22 protein-coding genes are annotated in these 20,505 nt (G+C 33.6%); 18 read left to right on the top strand and 4 right to left on the bottom strand.

The window, feature by feature from the left end:
- Positions 1-60: 60 nt before the first annotated feature.
- From KIK00_RS12110 to KIK00_RS22920, 10 genes are all read left to right on the top strand, one after another.
- Positions 61-753, top strand: a complete 693-nt coding sequence (locus KIK00_RS12110; RefSeq protein ID WP_255812665.1) for a DUF2490 domain-containing protein — start codon at positions 61-63, stop codon at positions 751-753.
- A 30-nt stretch (positions 754-783) separates the two neighbouring features.
- Positions 784-2,070 (top strand): CitMHS family transporter, encoded by a 1,287-nt coding sequence (locus tag KIK00_RS12115; RefSeq protein WP_255812667.1) that lies wholly within the window; start codon positions 784-786, stop codon positions 2,068-2,070.
- A gap of 43 nt (positions 2,071-2,113) precedes the next feature.
- The gene (locus KIK00_RS12120; protein WP_255812668.1) at positions 2,114-3,325 is read left to right on the top strand and encodes a cation:dicarboxylate symporter family transporter; all 1,212 of its coding nucleotides are present in this window, start codon (positions 2,114-2,116) and stop codon (positions 3,323-3,325) included.
- Entirely contained in the window at positions 3,312-4,100 is a 789-nt protein-coding gene (locus KIK00_RS12125; protein ID WP_255812669.1) for a TerC family protein, read from the top strand. Before KIK00_RS12120 ends, KIK00_RS12125 begins: the two co-directional genes overlap by 14 nt.
- A gap of 115 nt (positions 4,101-4,215) precedes the next feature.
- On the top strand, positions 4,216-4,494 hold the full coding sequence (gene groES, locus KIK00_RS12130) for a co-chaperone GroES (RefSeq protein ID WP_034696138.1): 279 nt from the start codon (positions 4,216-4,218) through the stop codon (positions 4,492-4,494).
- Positions 4,495-4,548: 54 nt separating this feature from the next.
- Positions 4,549-4,905 carry a four helix bundle protein gene (locus tag KIK00_RS12135; protein WP_255812670.1) on the top strand — a complete coding sequence of 119 codons (357 nt, stop codon included), beginning with the start codon at positions 4,549-4,551 and terminating at the stop codon, positions 4,903-4,905.
- Positions 4,906-4,972: 67 nt separating this feature from the next.
- Positions 4,973-6,598, top strand: coding sequence for a chaperonin GroEL (gene groL, locus KIK00_RS12140; RefSeq protein ID WP_255812671.1), 1,626 nt, complete (start codon positions 4,973-4,975; stop codon positions 6,596-6,598).
- A gap of 146 nt (positions 6,599-6,744) precedes the next feature.
- Positions 6,745-7,392, top strand: a complete 648-nt coding sequence (locus KIK00_RS12145) for an SLATT domain-containing protein (protein ID WP_255812672.1) — start codon at positions 6,745-6,747, stop codon at positions 7,390-7,392.
- A gap of 55 nt (positions 7,393-7,447) precedes the next feature.
- The gene (locus KIK00_RS12150) at positions 7,448-7,612 is read left to right on the top strand and encodes a hypothetical protein (RefSeq protein ID WP_370647760.1); all 165 of its coding nucleotides are present in this window, start codon (positions 7,448-7,450) and stop codon (positions 7,610-7,612) included.
- A 1,113-nt stretch (positions 7,613-8,725) separates the two neighbouring features.
- On the top strand, positions 8,726-9,154 hold the full coding sequence (locus KIK00_RS22920) for a two-component regulator propeller domain-containing protein (RefSeq protein WP_370647752.1): 429 nt from the start codon (positions 8,726-8,728) through the stop codon (positions 9,152-9,154).
- A gap of 380 nt (positions 9,155-9,534) precedes the next feature.
- Here KIK00_RS22920 and KIK00_RS12160 read toward each other — a convergent pair whose 3' ends face one another.
- The 4 genes from KIK00_RS12160 to KIK00_RS12175 form a co-directional block, all read right to left on the bottom strand.
- A complete protein-coding gene (locus tag KIK00_RS12160) occupies positions 9,535-12,402 on the bottom strand; it encodes an SIR2 family protein (RefSeq protein WP_255812674.1) in 2,868 nt (955 codons plus the stop codon).
- A gap of 164 nt (positions 12,403-12,566) precedes the next feature.
- Positions 12,567-12,827, bottom strand: coding sequence for a helix-turn-helix domain-containing protein (locus tag KIK00_RS12165; protein WP_255812675.1), 261 nt, complete (start codon positions 12,825-12,827; stop codon positions 12,567-12,569).
- Positions 12,828-13,146: 319 nt separating this feature from the next.
- Positions 13,147-13,398, bottom strand: coding sequence for a helix-turn-helix domain-containing protein (locus KIK00_RS12170; protein ID WP_255812676.1), 252 nt, complete (start codon positions 13,396-13,398; stop codon positions 13,147-13,149).
- A gap of 362 nt (positions 13,399-13,760) precedes the next feature.
- Positions 13,761-13,958 carry a hypothetical protein gene (locus KIK00_RS12175; RefSeq protein WP_255812677.1) on the bottom strand — a complete coding sequence of 66 codons (198 nt, stop codon included), beginning with the start codon at positions 13,956-13,958 and terminating at the stop codon, positions 13,761-13,763.
- Positions 13,959-14,039: 81 nt separating this feature from the next.
- Here KIK00_RS12175 and KIK00_RS12180 point away from each other — a divergent pair, with 81 nt between their 5' ends.
- From KIK00_RS12180 to KIK00_RS12215, 8 genes are all read left to right on the top strand, one after another.
- On the top strand, positions 14,040-14,588 hold the full coding sequence (locus KIK00_RS12180; protein ID WP_255812678.1) for a hypothetical protein: 549 nt from the start codon (positions 14,040-14,042) through the stop codon (positions 14,586-14,588).
- Between the two features lie 241 nt (positions 14,589-14,829).
- Positions 14,830-15,375, top strand: a complete 546-nt coding sequence (locus tag KIK00_RS12185) for a hypothetical protein (protein ID WP_255812679.1) — start codon at positions 14,830-14,832, stop codon at positions 15,373-15,375.
- A 63-nt stretch (positions 15,376-15,438) separates the two neighbouring features.
- A complete protein-coding gene (locus KIK00_RS12190) occupies positions 15,439-16,611 on the top strand; it encodes a T9SS C-terminal target domain-containing protein (protein WP_255812680.1) in 1,173 nt (390 codons plus the stop codon).
- A 136-nt stretch (positions 16,612-16,747) separates the two neighbouring features.
- A complete protein-coding gene (locus tag KIK00_RS12195) occupies positions 16,748-17,401 on the top strand; it encodes a DUF4919 domain-containing protein (protein ID WP_255812681.1) in 654 nt (217 codons plus the stop codon).
- 40 nt (positions 17,402-17,441) lie between these two features.
- Positions 17,442-17,834 (top strand): DUF5071 domain-containing protein, encoded by a 393-nt coding sequence (locus tag KIK00_RS12200; RefSeq protein ID WP_255812682.1) that lies wholly within the window; start codon positions 17,442-17,444, stop codon positions 17,832-17,834.
- Positions 17,835-17,988: 154 nt separating this feature from the next.
- Positions 17,989-18,654 (top strand): hypothetical protein, encoded by a 666-nt coding sequence (locus tag KIK00_RS12205; protein WP_255812683.1) that lies wholly within the window; start codon positions 17,989-17,991, stop codon positions 18,652-18,654.
- A 114-nt stretch (positions 18,655-18,768) separates the two neighbouring features.
- Positions 18,769-19,863: a hypothetical protein gene (locus KIK00_RS12210; RefSeq protein ID WP_255812684.1), complete on the top strand. Its 1,095-nt coding sequence runs from the start codon at positions 18,769-18,771 to the stop codon at positions 19,861-19,863.
- 12 nt (positions 19,864-19,875) lie between these two features.
- Entirely contained in the window at positions 19,876-20,472 is a 597-nt protein-coding gene (locus KIK00_RS12215; protein ID WP_255812685.1) for an SMI1/KNR4 family protein, read from the top strand.
- Positions 20,473-20,505: the final 33 nt, after the last annotated feature.

Here is a 20,505-nt window from a genome sequence, read left to right on the forward strand (position 1 = left end):
TCCAGGCCTGCTCTGCCGAATAAATATATTTGAGAAACCGCAATATTAATCAAATATTACATGAAACTTAATATACAATTAACGCTTATTTTATCATTTTGCCTGGTAAATGGCCTTTTACACAGTCAAAGTAAAGACAATTATAATATGTGGTTTCAGTACCTGATGTCGGCAAAACTAACTGACAAAAGTACTTTAACCGCTCTTACCCAATACCGTTCCTTTGACCTAGCTTATGACACAAGGCTTTTTCTGGTGAATGCTTATGTAGATTATGAAGTGGTAGAAAATATAAAACCTGCTGCAGGAGCTATGTTTTTAATCCTTGAATCTTATAATGCAGACGATTCTAAAAAGATAAGATATGAAAAAAGACCTTTCCAGCAGGTAACTGCTGATTATTACATCGGCAGAACGTCAATCTCCAACCGACTAAGAGTGGAAGAACGTTTTATCAGCAATCCTGATGAATTTGAGGTAAGAATACGGTACCTCATCTCTGTCAGAATTCCTTTCAATAAAAAAGGAGAAAAAGAAAAGCTCTACGGTATTCTTAAAAATGAAATAAGAATGAATGTTGATAAGCTAGAACCCTTCGACAGCAATCGTATTACAGCAGGCCTTGGAATAAAATTAGGAAAAAACTCTGCTTTGGAGTTGGCTTTTATCAATCAGCTGGAAACCAAAAAGACAAGTAATTATGGGTTCGTAGGATTCAGAAACAATTTTGACTGGAGAAAAAAGAAACAATAATAACCTCATTAATAATATTTACACACAACTATGCTTACATTTCTTGGTTTTTTAATGATTTTCATCTTCATGATTCTTATCATGAACAAAAAGATGACTCCGCTTACCGCTTTAGTACTTGTACCTGTACTTATAGCTGTAGCAGCAGGATTCGGGCCTGACCTGGGAAAAATGATGAAAGATGGAGTAAAAGAAATAGCACTTACGGGGGTTATGCTGATTTTTGCCATCCTGTATTTCAGTCTGATGATTGATACCGGGCTTTTTGAGCCACTTGTCAATGTCATCTTAAAAGCTGTAGGAGATAATCCTGTAAAAACAACTATCGGAACCGCCCTTCTCACCACTTTGGTTTCTTTAGACGGAGATGGCTCTTCCACTTATATTATTGTAGTGGCAGCATTACTCCCGCTTTATAAAAAACAAGGCATGAATCCTTTAGTTCTGACCTGTATTATCATGCTTGCAGGCGGTATTATGAATATTTTACCATGGGGAGGTCCTACTGCAAGAGTGATGAGCTCTCTTAAACTTGGCCATACAGAAATATTTGTTCCTATGATTCCTGTAATGGTGATCGGGCTGATCTGGGTATTTTTTGTTGCCTACATTCTGGGAGTCCGAGAGAAAAAAAGAATAAGCAAACACGGAAAATACACCAAATACAGCGGACAGGATATTGCCGGCGAGAATGATCCGGCATTAAGACGTCCCAAGCTTATTATTATCAATCTGATCCTGACCATTGTCCTGCTTTGTGTTATGATTCTGGACATTATTCCTTTGGGAGTTGCTTTTATGATTGCTTTCTGTATAGCTTCCGTGATCAATTATCCGAAACTGAAAGACCAGCAGAAAATTATTTCAAAACATGCAGGAAATGCGTTATCTGTAGCGGGTATGATCTTTGGAGCAGGAATTTTCACAGGAATCCTGAATGGTACCGGAATTATGAACTCTATGGGAAACAGTATTATCAGCATCGTTCCTAAAACCTGGGGCAGCTATCTGAATGTAATCACCGCAATATTCAGTGTACCGCTGACTTTTTTCCTTACCAATGATGCCTATTATTTTGGAATATTACCCGTGATTACAGCAACGGGCAGCCAGCTGAATATTCCTCCTGATATTTTAGGACGCGCCAGTCTTGTGGGCCAGGCTTCCCATTTATTAAGTCCTTTGGTTCCTTCTACTTATCTGTTGGTTTCACTGGCAGGTGTTGAATTCTCTGACCACCTGAAATTCACCTTAAAATGGGCTATAGGATCATCAATCGTAATGTTGCTGAGTGCATTGGCACTTGGTATTATATAAGATTATATCTTTGAATTTTGTAATCTTACCTTATAAAAAGTGAATGATGAAACCTTCTAAGCAAAAAACATTTACAGACTCCTATTTAAGAAATCTTACGCTTTATGTATTCACAGCCATTATCTGTGGAGCATTAACCGGTTATTATTTTCCGGAAGTCAGTAAACATCTGGAAACGGTAAGCAGTTACTTTTTCATGCTTCTTGAGGTTTTGATTATTCCTGTTATTTTCATTGCCGTAACTTATGGGGTAAGCTACATTTTCAGCACCAAAAATGCTTTTAAAATTGTAAGTCAGATGGTTTTGTATTTTTTAATCATCACCTCCGTAAGTATTGTATTGGGAATTGGGTCCGGGCTTCTTTTAAAACCGGGAGCCAATACGGGAATTATTATTTCTTCACATAAAGCCCTTCCGGAAAGGTTTTTAACAAAAACAACCAATCCATTACATATCAGCAATTATGTACTTTTTCTTTTAATCTCAATAACTGCCGGCGTCCTGATAGGTCTTTCAAAGAAAAAGAATAACATTCTCAAAGCTATAGATAGGGGAAGAAACTTATTTTTCAAGCTCATCAAGTATGTTTACATCTTTCTTCCGATAGTCATTTTCTCTAATATCGCTTACGGAATTTCTGTATACGGGATTAATACTTTGCTTCCATTAAGTAAGATTGTTGCCACGGTATATCTTACCTGTGTATTTTTTATTTTCGGAATATTAGGTGTTATAACGGCTTATTTCAAAATTAACCTTTGGGATTTTTTAATCAGCATCAAAGAAGAAATTATCCTTGTTATAGCAACCTCTTCTTCAAAGATGGCATTCCCCATGATTTTTGATAAAATGGAATCACAGGGCTATGACCGGAAAATTCTTCGTCTTATTATTCCTCTCGGGTACAATTTTAATCTGGCGGGAGCATGTATTTACCTTTCCATTTCATGTATTTTCCTTATCCAGTTTTATAACATTCCTCTTACGGTAAAAGATTATTTCTGGCTTTTTATAACCATTTCAATTGCTTCAAAAACTGCTTCGGGAGTACCTGGATCAGGCTTCCTTGCCCTGATGTTTACCCTAAGCCGTTTTGGAAAAATTCCTACCACAGACCTTGCTCTGCTCTACAGTGTAGACCGCTTTATGAATGAAGCCAGATCTGTTACCAATTTCATAGGCATTTCTGTTTCTGCTGCCATTATTTCAAAACTTAACCAAAATACTATTTCTTTAAAAAATGATGTTTCCTGATTTCACACACCTTTTAAATGACATATTACAAAACCCTGCAAAATCTATAGCCATTATCGGCAATCTTATCCTTATTGAAAGTCTTCTCTCTGTAGACAACGCTGCAGTGCTGGCTACCATCGTAATGGATCTGCCGGAACATCAAAGAAAAAGAGCTTTAAAATACGGAATCCTTGGAGCGTACCTGTTTCGCGGGCTGGCTCTTATTTTTGCTTCCGTATTAATTTCCGTTTGGTGGCTAAAACCGCTGGGAGGATTATATCTGCTCTATATTTCCTTTGACTGGTTTATCAAAAAGATTAAAAATAAAGATGAAGAAGATGCGGAGGAAACCCCAGACAAAGAATCCAGCTGGCTGTACAAAAATTCAATTGGGCTGCTGGGACAATTCTGGGCCACTGTAGCTATTGTAGAGGTAATGGATCTTGCTTTTTCTATAGATAATGTTTTTGCGGCAGTAGCTTTTTCAGACAATTTACTTTTGATTACGCTTGGGGTATTTATAGGGATTTTAGCGATGAGATTTATTGCACAGTGGTTTGTTCGTCTGATGCAGGTATTTCCTTTTCTGGAAACGGCAGCTTTTATTGTAATTGCTATTTTAGGTGTTAAACTAAGTTTGTCTTTATTTGAGCACTTCTACCCTGCTACGGCATTCGCTCATTTCTTAGCCAGCCATACCATGGAAATTCTAGTTTCCGCCATTACTGTTCTTCTGTTTGTAGTACCTGTAGCAACCAGTTATCTTTTCGGATTTCCAGCCCGCAAGAAATAATTTTTCTGCCAAATTTTCACATTCGCAAACAAAAGTCTGCCATTTCATCCACCAGTCTCTCATGGCATACATTTAGAGAATTACTACACAGAAATAATTAATAAATAAACATATTATGTCAGTAAACTTTAAACCATTAGCAGACAGAGTTCTAGTAGAGCCTATTGCTGCAGAAACTAAAACGGCTTCAGGTATTATCATCCCGGACACTGCAAAGGAAAAACCTCAAGAAGGTACTGTTGTGGCAGTAGGTCCTGGTAAAAAAGATGAGCCTACAACTGTTCAGGTAGGTGACAAAGTTCTTTATGGAAAATATTCAGGAGCTGAATTGAAGCTTGAAGGAAAAGATTATTTAATCGTAAGAGAAGCTGATTTATTAGGAATCATAGGATAAGCTTCTAGCTATTGGCTTCTGGCAAATGGCTTTTTTCTGCATAGAAATTAGTTTATGAGAGATTTTAAAAAATTTGAAGTTTGGAAATTAAGTCATCAGTTGACTTTAAAAGTTTATACTTCAACTCAAAGTTTTCCGAAAGAAGAAATTTTTGGACTTACCTCTCAGATCAGAAGGTCATTTGCATCAATTGGATATAATATTGCTGAAGGGAGTGGCAGGAATTCAGATAAAGAATTTGCTAACTTCATCAATATTGCACTAGGATCATCCAATGAAGCCGAAAACCAATTAATTCTGGCCAAAGATTTAGGATACATCCATGAAAATGATTATCAAAATATTTTACAAGAATTAACAATACTTAAAAAGAAGCTTGTAACATTGTGGAATAAGCTAAAAGTAAACTAACATTTAAAATCAAACTGCGACTTGTTAAAGCCAAAAGCTAACAGCCAGTCGCCAAAAGCTAAACAATATGGCAAAAGAAATAAAATTCGATATTGAATCAAGAGACGCTCTAAAGAGAGGGGTAGATGCATTGGCTAATGCAGTAAAAGTAACTTTAGGTCCTAAAGGGAGAAACGTAGTAATCGAAAAATCTTTCGGTGCTCCGCATGTAACTAAGGATGGTGTGTCTGTTGCAAAAGAAATCGAACTTGAAGACAGAGTAGAAAATATGGGAGCTCAGATGGTAAAAGAAGTGGCTTCCAAAACTAATGATATTGCAGGAGACGGTACTACTACCGCTACTGTATTGGCACAGGCTATCGTAAGAGAAGGTCTTAAGAACGTAGCTGCTGGTGCTAACCCAATGGATCTTAAAAGAGGAATTGACAAAGCTGTATCTGCAGTTGTTGAAAACCTGAAAACACAGTCTCAGACTGTTGGAGATTCTACAGAAATGGTAAAGCAGGTTGCTTCTGTTTCTGCTAACAATGACGAAACTATTGGTGCTTTAATCGCTGAAGCTTTCGGAAAAGTTGGAAAAGAAGGAGTAATTACTGTAGAAGAAGCTAAAGGTATTGATACAACAGTAGATGTTGTAGAAGGTATGCAGTTTGACAGAGGTTACCAGTCACCTTACTTCGTGACTAACCCTGAGAAAATGCTAGCTGAACTGGAAAACCCATATATCCTTTTAGTAGAGAAGAAAATTTCTTCAATGAAAGAATTACTTCCGGTTCTTGAGCCAATTGCACAAGGTGGTAAGTCTCTATTAATTATCTCTGAAGAAGTTGAAGGTGAAGCTTTAGCTACTTTGGTTGTAAATAAACTAAGAGGTTCTCTTAAAATTGCTGCTGTAAAAGCTCCGGGATTCGGAGACAGAAGAAAAGCAATGTTAGAAGATATCGCTATCCTTACAGGTGGACAGGTGATCTCTGAAGAGCAAGGTTTCACTATGGAAAACATCTCTTTGGATATGCTGGGAACTGCTGAGAAAGTAACGATAGACAAAGACAACACAACGGTTGTAAACGGTGGTGGTGACGAAGCGAAAATCAAAGGAAGAGTAGCTCAGATCAAAGCTCAGATGGAAACTTCTACTTCTGATTATGATAAAGAAAAACTTCAGGAAAGACTAGCTAAATTAGCTGGAGGTGTTGCTGTACTTTATGTAGGTGCTGCTTCTGAAGTAGAAATGAAGGAGAAAAAAGACAGAGTAGATGATGCACTTCACGCTACAAGAGCAGCTGTAGAAGAAGGTATTGTTGCAGGTGGAGGTGTTGCTTTAGTAAGAGCAATCTCTGCTTTGGAAAACCTTACAGGAATCAATTCTGACGAAACTACAGGGATCAAAATTGTGAAAAGAGCAATCGAGGAGCCATTAAGACAAATTGTTGCTAACGCAGGTGGTGAAGGTTCTGTAATTGTTGCTAAAGTAGCAGAAGGATCAGGAGACTTCGGATACAATGCTAAAACTGACGAGTATGTTCACATGCTTGAAGCAGGAATCATTGACCCTACAAAAGTAACAAGAGTTGCCCTTGAAAACGCAGCTTCTGTATCTGGAATGCTTCTTACAACTGAATGTGTTATCACTGAAGTAAAGAGCGCTGAACCAGCTATGCCAATGGGTGGTGGAATGCCAGGAATGATGTAATAGCGTGTCGTTGAAACAAATTTAATATATAAAAACCGCTCTGCTTTTGTAGGGCGGTTTTTTTACAGTTTTCCGTAAGGAAGTATTATTTCATTATTTTAAATTTAGATCAACAAATCTAAATATTCTATAAAAAACTTTTACCTATGTCAAATACACAACAGAGAAGATATAGCGACTACTTAAATAAAACGTTCCTAGAAGAATTAAATTACAAAATTTGGGTTACTAAAGGTTGTAGGTTTAATGCCAGTTCCAGGCTCATAAGAACTGGGAAATTATCAAACCTTGCAATAAATATGATTTCTGTTTATTTGACAATTGCTGGTTTAATTACTGTCTATAATATAAATTCGAAAATTATTGACGACAATTTATTAGCATATTTGATAACTAGCTTGTCAATTCTAGCTCTAGTATTCGGGCAAATAGAAAGCTCAAAAGATTATACGCTAAAATCTAAAGAATTTCATAACTGTGGTCTTGAATTATCTGAGATTTACAATAAGCTTAGAATTTTTAAAACTCTTGAAGAAAATCCTTCTCAGGAAAGAAAAAATCAATTCACTGAAGAAATATCTATTTCATATCAAAAAGTACTTGAGAAATATGACAATCATTTACAAATAGACAATAATATTTTCAAAACAAAAAAAGCAAGTTATCATGAATTGAATTGTTGGCAAATAATAAAATATAAATCTGAGTACTATTTACATTCATATTTTCTTTATCATATTTTAATTATTGTACCTGCAATTCTTATTATACTCTTAATAGTTTACCGCAACTAAAAAGATCAATTATGTAATTAATAATCTTTGAATACAACGCTAAAAGTATGTTCACATGCTTGAAGCAGGAATCATTGACCCTACAAAAGTAACAAGAGTTGCCCTTGAAAACGCAGCTTCTGTATCTGGAATGCTTCTTACTACTGAATGTGTTATCACTGAAGTGAAGAGCGCTGAACCAGCTATGCCAATGGGTGGTGGAATGCCAGGAATGATGTAGTAGCTTGTAGCTAAGACAATTTAATATACTAACCGTTCTACTTTGTAGAGCGGTTTTTATTATATTTGATGAGTAACTATAACACATGAAAAATAACCCAATATGAAAAGAATTATACTTTTATTATTGACCTTCTTTAGTTTAACATTAAGTTATTCCCAGAATCTTTATCCTGAAAAATACAAAGATTGCAGTTTAAGTTCCTTTTGTCTTGATTGTGGAGAAACTATAGCTAAGCCACAAAGCTCAATAATAAATGAATTGTTGAACAAATTTGACAAAAAAAGTTTGAGCAAAATAGCCGGAAAAATTGAAGTACAAATCTTAATTGACGAATATGGAAAACCTTGCCTGCTAAGCTCATTAAATCAAACTAATATCTCCTCAAAAAAATTAGGCTTACAGAATGCAATAAACTCAACATCAAATTGGGAACCTGCGATTTCACAAAATAAAAAAACAAATAGCTCTGTTTCGCTAATTTTTGAATTTGAAAACAGCAATTTTTCTGCAAAACGCAGAATATTTGATTTTAAAAATCAACCTAATGCAAAATCCGTTGGAACTCCTGATATAAAAGGAACCGATAAAGAAAAACTTTCAAAAGGCTGGACTGTATTCACTCAACAAAACTCAGAATTACCCTGGGACATGACAAGAGCTGTTGCAAATGATTTGGACAATAATATCTGGATTGGAACAGATAATGGAATTGTAAAAATAAATAATGGCCAGTGGGAACATTTTAATTCAAAAAATACATTAATATCTCCTCCTCCTTATAATAAAAATGAAACAGCATCAGTACGGGATTTAGAAGTTGACAAAAACAACAATAAGTGGTTTATTGCTGCCTGGGATGTTTATAAATATGATAACAAAAACTGGACAAAATACGACTCAATAAATTCTCCTATTAATTGGGCAAGAAAAATATTTGTTGACCACTCAAATAATGTATGGTTTACCTCTTGGAATGGTGTCGCAAAGTTTGACGGAAAGAACTGGTCTGTAATTAACAAACAAAATTCAAATCTACCCACTGACAAAACCCTTGGTGTTTATGTAGACAAAAAAGATAGAATCTGGATTGGAACATTTGAAGGAAATGTAATGATTGAAAATGGAATAACTAAACCATTAAACGATAAAAATTCACCTTTATCAAAAGCATACATCTCAAAAATCTATGAAGATAAAAAAGGGAACTTCTGGTTTGGCTTATACAATGATAAATCTGATGATGCTGGAATCTATATATTAGATTTACAACAGAAGTGGACAAGAATAAAACATCCAAATCCTAAAATGTTCAGTGAAAATGCAATCAATGATTTTTATTTGGATGAAGAGAGTAATTTGTTATGGATAACGGTAAGTGGAGTTGGCGTTTTAAGTTATGACATCAACTCAAAAAAATGGGAAACTTATACCAATGAAAATTCAAATGTTCCAAGTGTTTATTGCGAGAGAATAACAAAAGACAAAGATGGTTCAATCTGGATTGCGACTTATGCCGGAGTAATCAAACTTAATAAATAACTTCTGTGAACAAAGAATCATAGACCCAACTAAAGTAACAAGAGTTGCCCTTGAAAATGCAGCTTCTGTATCTGATCACATAATATTGACAAAAAATGTCTCCTGAACTCATCATTTAAGGTTCCACATATCTCAGCTGAGGTCTAGAAACCATATCTTGGAGTTCTGAAATACTCCTTCAAGGTCTTCAGCTTCTCCTGATAGGTTTGCAACGCCAAATTTCCGGTTGGTGAACCCCAACGGATGGGTTTTATATAGCTTCGGATGGGTTTAGAACCACAAAAGAATATTCTGGAACCGGATAAGTAAGGTAAAATAAAAAGGCAGAGTGCAAATGGTCAATTAATATGCTAATCGTTCTACTTTTTGTAGAGCGGTTTTTATATAACTTGATTATATTTCTGTAAAATATCTTTAAACTCTTTTTTATGCTTATATTTTTCTTTAATATCAGGTAAAAATTTAGATGCTAATATTCCCTCTTTTAAAATTTCATCCAGATGTTTATAAAAGCTTACATCATCACCAATACTACCATAAATTGCGGCTTTCGTCCCTTTAACAGTATGATGATTCTCTAAACTAATTGCTTTTTCAATTGTTGAAAAAGCCAAATCATATTCTCCTTTTAATCGGTAATAATTTGCAAGTGTATTATAATAGTTTGCATTTTTAACTCTTGCTTTTGTTAATTGCGAAAATGCTAATTCAAACTGATTTAAATATATTAGATAATAAACCTTTGTAAATATTAATGTTTCATCATCAGTTAAACTTATTGCTTCATTAATATCCTCAAGCGCTTTGTCATAATTATTGATTTCTGAATACAGATTAGAACGATTTGAATAATAAATCGGATTACTTTGATCTAGAGCTATCGCCTTGGTAAACGCTTCTATTGCCTCGTCAGTAAATTTCAAATGTTGATAAATTACACCATAAACATTATATAATCTTGATTTAGGTTCAAAATTTTGTTTTTCTGCATTTTGAATAGACTTTAAAGCATCTGCATACTTACCCATTTCAATAAATACAACTGACTTTTCGTAATGGGAATTCGCATTTTTATCAGTTGAATTAATACTTTCATCATAAATATCCAATGCTTTTTGATATGATTTCTGGGAAAAATAAATACTTGCTAAGCGATTTAGATTGTGTGTATATTTTGGATATTTCTGTCTAATCATAGTAGAAAGATCCTTTGCTTTTCCAATTTCTTTATTACTTAAGTAACAATTTACCAGATTATCAGATATAGCTAAGTCTTCTGGACTAAGTTGAAGATATTTCTCAAAATTAATTATAGCTTGTCCCCAATTTTTTTCTTTATGAAAATGAATTCCTAAAACACGGAATTTTTCTTTTTCACTTAAAAGATAATCTTTTAAAGGTGTTGATGTTATTTTTAACTGTATATCTATCAAATTCTTATGTTGTAGTGCTGGAAAGTTCTTAATAAAACTAACAAATTCTTGGATATATCCAGCATAAGGGTAATAATTACCGTTAATATTAAGGTGTTCTTTAGCATTTTTTCTGATTAGAGTATGATCTTCATTATCTTCAATTCCAATCTTTTTAGATTTAGTGTTACATATAATGTATTTAAATGAATCAGGATAAGGAGATCTTTCTAGTAAATCAATAAATTTTTCAATATCCTCACCATCATAATTATCGTAAATATTATCAAATAGTGGATTATCTTTTTTAAAAAAAGGTAAAAAGTAATTATAAGGATTATCCATAAAATATTGATTTTCAAAAACTTTCTCTGCAAAATTAAATTTACCAATACCAAAAATTAAAATATATTCAACTATCTGTTGACATGCATCTTGCACTTTGTTGTTTAAAGTTAGAGACTTAATCTTTCTCTTAATTGGATCAAACCTTAACCATTTATTTCCTAAGTGATTTAGAATCATTACTAAATAAGTAATCGCTCTTTCCCATACATTATCTTCATTATCATTAATAAAATCCACTAACAATGAAATCTTTTTTTCATCTGCTTTATTGAATATAAATAAACTACAAGTAATTGCACTTATTAATTGACACCTTTCAAACCATTGATGATTTTCATGATCATTTCTAATTCTATTAATTTCATCAATGGTTTCCTTTGATAATTTTTCTGTGGCATATATTGAATCAAAAAGCATCTGAAGATGAGTATTTTTATACTCTTTATCAAAAGTTTTGAGATAATCTAAATCGCCATATATAAGTTGATCAATTTTTGATCTTATATCATGCATTTCAGATGCCAATGACTTATTACCTGGATCATTTTTAAGTTCATCAATTTTATTTTTTATTAAAATGGTTAAATTCTCGATATTATCATCTTTCACATCTGATTTATTAGCGTTTATATCATCAATAATTATATCTTGTTCTTTAAACTTTTCTTGAATAAGTGCATTCAGATAAGTAATTAAAGAATCACTCCAATTATTAATAAAAATTTTCTTTACATCATACTTCGAAAAATCTCCAGTATCAGTTGTAGAAAAAATAAAATGATTTGCAATCGTATGATTGTTGTATAGATTTTTTATTTTAGTAAAAAGTTCATTTATAAACGGATCTGAAAGACTAAACCCTAAAAATAAAAGAGTATTATTTTTAAAAAATGTACTTAAAGCATCTTCATTAGGGTTGTTTTGTGAATATATTGATTTATAATCACTTTCAAATAAGACTATTGTTTCTGGATTTTTAAAATCACCATGGATTTTATATAAAAATTTAGCGTTATCTTTTTGAGCTTTTAAGGACATAAAGACATTTTCATTTCCAAAAACATCAATTGTACGATCATCGGGGCTATTAGCCTCAATAATTTGATCATAATTTGTAGTCACAATCTTTGAAGACAATTCCCAAAGTAATTTGTGTACATCAGAATATAAAGAACTTTCAGTATTAATTTTATTTAATACTTTATGAACATATTCCTTCGCTCTGGTTTTATATATCCCCCCACTATCCGAATCATTTTCTATTTTATTTAAAATTTCTAAGGGGCTTTTGGTATTATCAATTAAGGAACGTTTTAAATTAATAAAATTTAAAGATGAATCTTCAGAAAAATCTGAATTTAAATCATCTAAAATTCCAGAAACCAAACTTTTCCAAGAAGGATGGTTCAAAGGTATCGAAGCTCCTGCACCTATAAAGAGAACAAGTTTATTATCTCTAATAGCTTTCTTCAAATTTTCATCAATCATTAGTTATAAATTATTTGTATTTTAACAAAAAAAATGATTTTACATATAAAATTATCTTAAACAAATTAATATTATATTTTAAAGTGAAATAAAATATTTTCTTTAAAACATGCTGATATGTCTACTGAATTTGGATGGAACATAAATCCCAACTATTGTGAAGATTATTCATCAATTTTATACTTTTCTATATCGAAATCAAAATCAAATAGTTCTTTTGGTGGAATTTTAAATGCTGAAGCCATTTTAAGAATGGTTTCAATCGTCGGATTTCCTTTACCATTTTCATATTTGTTATAATTACTGGAATCAAAAACCGAATTTTGTGCAACAGCATCCATAGAAGTGTATTTTTCCTTCCTGATCTCTTTAAGATGCTCAGAAAAACACTGCATATACAATTTTAAAACGTCTTTGCTATCCATTAATTTTATAATTAATAGCAATTTTGGAATTTCAATCAAATATTTCATGGTAATATATTACCATATATGGGAAAATATATTATATTTGTACAATAAGCTACAATAAATGTAGCTTTGCGATACTTCAACGAAATATAGAAGCTATTGCTTAGAATCTTGCTTTTTTAGAGAGATATACAATGAGCCTGAAATAAAAACTCCTGAAATTGGTTCAAAGCCAAATTTTAAATAATGACTACGCTAAAAAGATGTTACCCTACTATCCAAAGTATCCAACCTTAGTTCAATAAAAAAATCCCAACTCTCGTCGGGATTTTCTTTATTCTTCATTCTTATATCTATTGATATCAAAATCAAAATCAAAAAGTTCTTTTGGATGAACTTGTAATGCTACAGCAAATTTTATCATAGTTTTTAAGGTTAGATTCCTTTTCCCTTTTTCATATTTACTTACTTCTGCTGAATCAATGCCTGTTAAAAATTCCAAATCTTGTTGAGTTTGATTATTTTTCATTCTAATTTCAGAAATACGCTTTCCGATCAAAATTTGCAGGTCCTCGTGAAAATCCATTAATACTATGTTTTCAAGCAAATTGCATTTATAAAAAATAAATCTTATGGGGATATATGCCAGCATTGTTGTTTTTTTATTACATTTGTAGAATAAGTTACAATAAAGTAGCTTTGCGATACTTCAAAGAAATATAGAAGCTATTGCTTAGAATCTCGAACAGAAAACTGGTAATTTTTAGCATACGAGACGATAAGCAGGAAGCTCACGACCTAGGCGTGGGTTCTCTTATCTGTGTGCACGGTATACCAGTACCTCTGTTCGGATATTGTAGAGTCCCATGCCGTTTTATTTTCATGCTGTTCTGCTTTTCTACAACATCTTTTCTAAGCCCGCTGTATCACATAAAGTATCATGACATGTTACAATGGGGTGTACAATCCATTGCGGCCACAGGCTTTCAGAAAAAACACAATTCTGTCATATATTTTGGTTGGTATGGGCAGGAAGCCCGGCATGGTTTGGGCTTCCTCCTTTACAACCTCTAAAAAACCATTAACAGAAAACAAACAGTATCCAGCACAGAAGAATCCATACAGTTCAGCCTGCAATGGGATCATGATCTATTCATGATGCACAAAGCACTGTGCCCCCATCTAATACAACCATACATGATGAAAAAAAACCAATTACAAAAACACATGAAAAAGAATAAAACACAGCTTGATCCCAATACTGGGGTTACTGGCAAGAAGCGCTCAGTGTTGCAGCTGATAGAAAATTTTTTCCAGTTCAATGATCTGGCTGCCTGCAAAAAGAAACTCCACAGCATTATGAGCTGCGCTGTAAAGAGAAACAGATGGATCAGCGAAGAGCCGTCTGTGATCTTTCAGTTTCATCAGTCGGTACAGTCTTTTGTGCGTGCCGGCTACCTCATTCATCTGGAAGGGAAAAAACTGGACGTTCAAACTCAGGAAAATCCTTCTCCGCTGGTTCTCGGCCTGCTTTCTGTGGAGGAATACCAGAATCCTGTGCTGGTCTTCAAAAAAGCCTTCAAAGAATACAGCATCAAAGAGTTTGATTATTTTATGTCCGGCATCACCTATTTCTCTATGGGAATGTATGAAAACCCGCCAGAAAGAAACCTCGTGATTCCCTACATTCACCTTACTAAAATGCTGGATGCTGCACAACTGATTCTTGAAAGGAGAAGGAAGCGGGATTTGGAGGCAGTAAGCAGTAAGCTATAGGCAGTAAGCGGGAGGCAGGAGGCGAGAACTGAAGGTTATCAATAGGGGTGTGGTGGGTTCTTGTGATTTTTTAAACTTTCTGTTTCAAAAAGTTTCTATTTCCCCTACTCTTCCCTGCCTGCTGGCTCTGTGCAAATAAAATAAAATCCGCCAGCTATCCTATTTTTATCCCCAAACTTTCTCTTATATTTGTTTCAATAACGATCTGACGACTGTTGATGACGTAAAACCAAAGCAAAATATGGCAACTAAAGAAGAATTCTGGGACAGAAAAAAGAAATTAAATGATGATTTTTTTGTGATGGGCTCCGTAGCAAACCCTGCAACCCAGGAACAAATCAGAAAATATGAAGAAAGCACAGGTTTTACCTTCAGCGAAGATGTTAAGGATTTTCTGACCACATTTGGATCCTTACTTTTTGAAGTCAGAGAAGAGATCTGGAAACGGCCCAATGAATTTGATGTTCTTCCGAGCTGGAAATTCGGGTATGGCTTTTTTGTGTTTGGACTTTCTCAGGATGAAGAAATGCCTTCATGGATGGGTTTTGAAGAAAAGCACCACGAAGCCCTTGAGTATAAAGAAAAACCATTGGGACAACTATTTTTCAAACGCAGCGGAAATCTCTACAGGGCCTATACCGACAACGGAATCATAAAAATTGAGTATGACAAATACGACGAGGAAGATTATGAAGTATTTGAAGGAAATATTTACGATTTTTTAATTGAAGAGATTAATAATTTAGAACAAGATTATCTGGAATATATCAATGAAGGAAAATCCTGATGTATTTTTGCACAACCTTATAACCCCTGAATTCTAAGCCTATAAAACTAAATCTTATTACCATTGAAAACAAAATTATTATTCCTCTCATTTTTGGGCTCACTGCTCACCCAGGCACAAACGCTTAATTTTAAAAATCTCGCCAATATGTCTGTAGGCAGAGGTGCCACAAGCAGTGTAATAGTGAATGATAATATATATGTGAGCAATGGGTACCAGGAAAACAGCGGTAACGCCAATTATATTGAAAAATATAATATTACGGATAACAAATGGAGTGTTTTCAATTCTTCTCTGCTTTCCAAAAAATTTGCTAACTCGGAGACTTACAATAATAAAATTTATATTTTTAACGGTTGGGGAAACAGCCATCTTGAAATTGTAGACCTTGAAACCAATAAAATAACGAAGGGGGCTGTTAACCGTTCCTACACAGGAAATGCAGGTTCTGCCATCCATAACGGCAAAATATATGTGTTCGGTGGCAGCGGACTAAACGGTGCTGCAACCACTAAATTTTCTAATAGATTTCAATATTATGATATTGCTTCTGATACCTGGCACCCATTACCGGATATGCCTACAGCCAGAGAAACAAGGGGTAAAATTGTGAATGATAAGCTGTATGTCATTGGTGGTTTCAACGGTACCTCATCCCGTCTGATCAACGTCTACGACCTTAACACTGATCGCTGGACCGATCAGTTTACGATGCCCGCCGGGATATCCGGACATTCATTAGCCGTATCCGGTGATAAGATTTTTATAGCAGGAGGGTATAATAATCAGACTTTTCTGGCCTATTTTGATACCACAACGAATAAGTTTCATCAGTTATCATCCAATATGATTCCCAGAAGGCACGCTGCCGCAGAAGTATATAACAATAAACTATATATCATCGGTGGAAGTACAACGTCTGTAACCAAATCAGCTATTAAAAGCATACAAGTGGCAGATATTAGCGAAAACGTACTCGCAAATACAACCAATGACGACCGAATATTGGAAACAAAAGTCTATACCAATACATCCAAAGATGGTTTTATCATCAGCAATAAAAATAACAGCAATCAGTTTGAATATACGGTTTACTCCACAGCTGGAGAGGTGGTCAGCAGGGGCTTTGCCTATTATAATAAAACGATAGATCTATCCAGAGTACGACCTGGGAACTACATTTTTAGTTTTAAAAATGAGAAAGGGGTTTTACAGCAGATTAAGATTTACAGATAATAAGTTTTTAATTTAATTGGCCATACTTTTTCACCCTTTCCAACCTCAAATAATTTACCCTCTCCCATATTCATCTAACTTTACATATATTTATTTTTATAAAACAAACAATCACGAAATTCAAATCATAAAAACAATGAGAAAATATATTACTTCAGGTATTTTAGTTTTAATTTTTCAGATATTCTATACACAGATAAATACGGATCTGATCAAAAAGAATGTCACCGAAAATCCACAGGAAAATTTTCATAAGCTTCTGGATGTATTCAAAGTAACCCCTTCTGAATTGACACAGGAGCAACTGAACCAACTTTATTACGGAAGTAAATTCATGAAAATTGATTACACCATTGGAAATTATAACAGTGAATCCGGCACATTCTGGAAACCCGCTCAAAAAAGACTGTCAAAAAGTAAAGCAGAAAAAATGGTCTCTGAAGCAGAATCAAAATATGCTATCAATCCTCTCAATAAAAATCTACTGGATGATATGATGAATATTTATCAAGCACTTGATGAAAAGCAAAAAAAAGAACTTTGCTCTAAGCAAAAGGACTTAATCATTCAAACAATAGAAAAAAGCGGCGATGGGAAAAGTGAAGAAACGGCAATTTGTGTTTTAACACCTGGAGAAGTTTTGCAACAACTTGATAAATTAATAAAATCTGGACCCAGAGCCGAATTTAGTCAAAAAATGAAACAACTTTCAGACGGAAGTATATTGACGATATATAAAATTGGAGACAGAGAGGTATTTGTAAAATTAGTGGGCGGATATTTTTTTTAAAGCTCCTAACTGACAACGACACATTAAAAAACAGCTAAAAATGATTGAAAATATTGAAGATTTAATTCCAAAAAACAAAGGTGATTTATCTGCAGCTGAAAAACTAAAAAACTATTCCTACGAGGATCTCAAAGAAATTATTCCGAATTTACTTGAATGGCTGCAAGATTTTAACTGGCCCGTTGCAAAACCTGTTTCAGAATATTTAGAAAGCATCCATGATAAAATTACAACAGAGTTACTTGCCATTGTAAAAAGCAACGAAGATGAAGTATGGAAATATTGGATTATTACTATTTTTGGTCCAATAACTCAAAGTCCTATTATCAAAAATGAAATAATCCGGATTGCGACTTCTCCAACAAAAAATGAGATGATTCAAGAAGTAGATGAAGTTGCGAAAGAAATTGTGAATAGTAGAAATTGGAAATAAAAAACTATTGATACTCAACTCCACCGACTCTATGCCAACAAAATAAAAACATTTCCTTTAGAATAAACTCTTTCCCTTACTTCAGAGCTCATTTTTATTATATACAACAAAAATAGCATTCTAATTCGTAGATTTGAGGGCTAATAACTGCAATATGACAGCTCAGGAGCTTAAAACATTACTGACCGAAAGAGTTAAAACATTTGATCTAGAAAAGAAAGCATTTGATACTCTTCACAAGATACTCTCAAAAGATTCTGAAGAACTTATAGGAGGTTTTGCTCTCCATGAAATTACCCTTCTATTTGATGGATATCAATACCTTATTGAGCAGCGATACAGCGGGCCAATTGTCAGAGCAAGAATAGGTCTGTATGTAGAAAACGATATTTATCTTGAAAATTTAGAGCCTATCGGTTATTATGATCTCGAAATGGATCTGGATGGAGAAATAGTGGATGACTCGTTGATGATTGAACGGGAAAAATATCTGAAAGACATTGGAATCATATCATACTTTCAGGAGATGAACAAAAAAATGCCGCCTCAATATTTACGTAGAAACCACAGTGAATATAAATTTGTTTCTTACATCTCCCTGATTGGCACACTCTTCATCAGCAAAAAATTTGAAGGGGCCGGAATATTCATCCACAGAGCAAAAATCTATTTAGAAACAAAGGAACATGGCCTCCTTGATAAAGATTATTTAAAAGAATCCGGGTATTTTCTGAAAATAGTGACTCATTACCTGATAGAAAATAATTTGATCACTGAAGAACTGAAACAAAAATTAGCAGAGAATACGAACAATAGTTGACAATTAAAGAACATGAATTAATATTTCATGTCTTCAGGCACCAGAGAATAGATTATCTTTTATTAAAATTTATCTATAAAAAACTTAAACCAATAACAATACCTGAAACTACAAATGGAAGACATTTTTAGAAACTACGAAGAAACAATATCCCGAAAACACAGCATTGGTTTTACACCTAAATATAAAGAGGAATTCAGAACATTTGTCAACGAAACACTTTTCATTGCCATCGCAGAAAAAGCATTTGAAAAACTGCACTGGGATGTAGTGTATAAAGATGATCACTCTATAGAAGCAAAATATAAAGAGACAAGCTGGATGAGCAATCGGTGGACAGAAATTATTACCGCCCATTATAATAAAGGTTCCATTTCTGTAAAAAGTGAATCTCTGGGTAACGAAATATGGGATAACGGAAAAAACTCTAAAAGAGTTAAACTATTTATTTATGCTTATCAGGAAATATTAAAAACTTTCGATAATCAGGCTCTAAAAGAAATTGAAAAGGAAGTAGAAAAGAAAAAAAATTGGGATGACTATATAATCCCTGAAACATTACCACAACCAATAAAAACAAAAACGCCGAATATAACACTCCCAATTATAGGTGGTGTAGGCATTTCTTTGGTCATTGGTTTTCTGGTAGCATGGCTTTCGGTAAAAGGGCTATACTTTATTGGATTATTTGAATTTCTTGTAGCAACAGCTCTTGTTTTTGTGATGAAGTATTTAATTAAATTTTCAAATTATACTGATCTCAAGAAGCTGTTATATCTGGTTGGAGGAATGATTATGCTAACCACCATTTCAAGCGAATATTTTCAATATCAAATAATTCTGAATACCAATAACCTTGAAAGAATTGGATTTTGGAATTTTTTACTAATAAGATTTTTACACGGTTTTACAGTAAACAAAATAAATTTAGGTTGGGTTGGATGGATTATTAAATGGATTATACAACTCGGACTAACAGGTATTTTTGCTTACCTTAAACTAGTCTCTATACTCACAAAATATGTCATTGATAGAGTACCTACGGAAGTAATTGATTTCACATTCTATCATATCTTAAAAGATAAATCTGAGGAGGAAATCAGAACTGAACTCGCTAAAAAAGGATGGTCAGAAACACAACATCAAAATGAAGCTTTTGAAGCAATTGGTGGTCATCAAAATGTAATAACTCTGAATAGAATTAAATAAATTCTTTTATAAATGAAAAAAAGACAATATAAAAAACTGGATAATTCAATTTCAAGCTTTCAATGGATAAAAAAGAAAAGTGAAAAATATTGGCAGAAAGTAGACCTGATGGAATGCTGGGGATTTCAGATTCAGGAAGGAAGTAAATGGAAAAAAGGATTGTCAGAGTCTGAATTAGAAGATTTCCAGAACCAACTGAACATCACCTTTCCAGAGTCATTAAAAAACTATTATAGAACGATGAATGGCCTAGACAAACCGGGAATAGATAATAATGGAGGGGAAGGAGAATTTGATTTTGGTCCTATATTTTATTCTTATCCTGATGACATCCCTGTAATGAAAGCAAGAATTGAATGGATCATGGAAGCCAACCGCGTGACGGAAGATGTTATTAAGAACCAAAATGTACCTCCAATTATCCCTTATTTAGGACATCGATTTTTAATACTGGATCATGAAGAAACTGTTCTTTCAATGTATGGCAATGATATTATATTCTGGGGCGGCAATTTATCAAAAGGAATTGTAAGTGACATTTTTTCTATTTATCATTCTGAAAAAAAGAAAATTGATACAAGCTCATTCTGGAACAAAAAAATAGGATAGCTAAAAAGCTGTTTTCTGCTCTGGTAAATAAAA

This window comes from Chryseobacterium sp. MA9, assembly GCF_024399315.1.
In the GTDB taxonomy this organism is placed as follows: domain Bacteria; phylum Bacteroidota; class Bacteroidia; order Flavobacteriales; family Weeksellaceae; genus Chryseobacterium.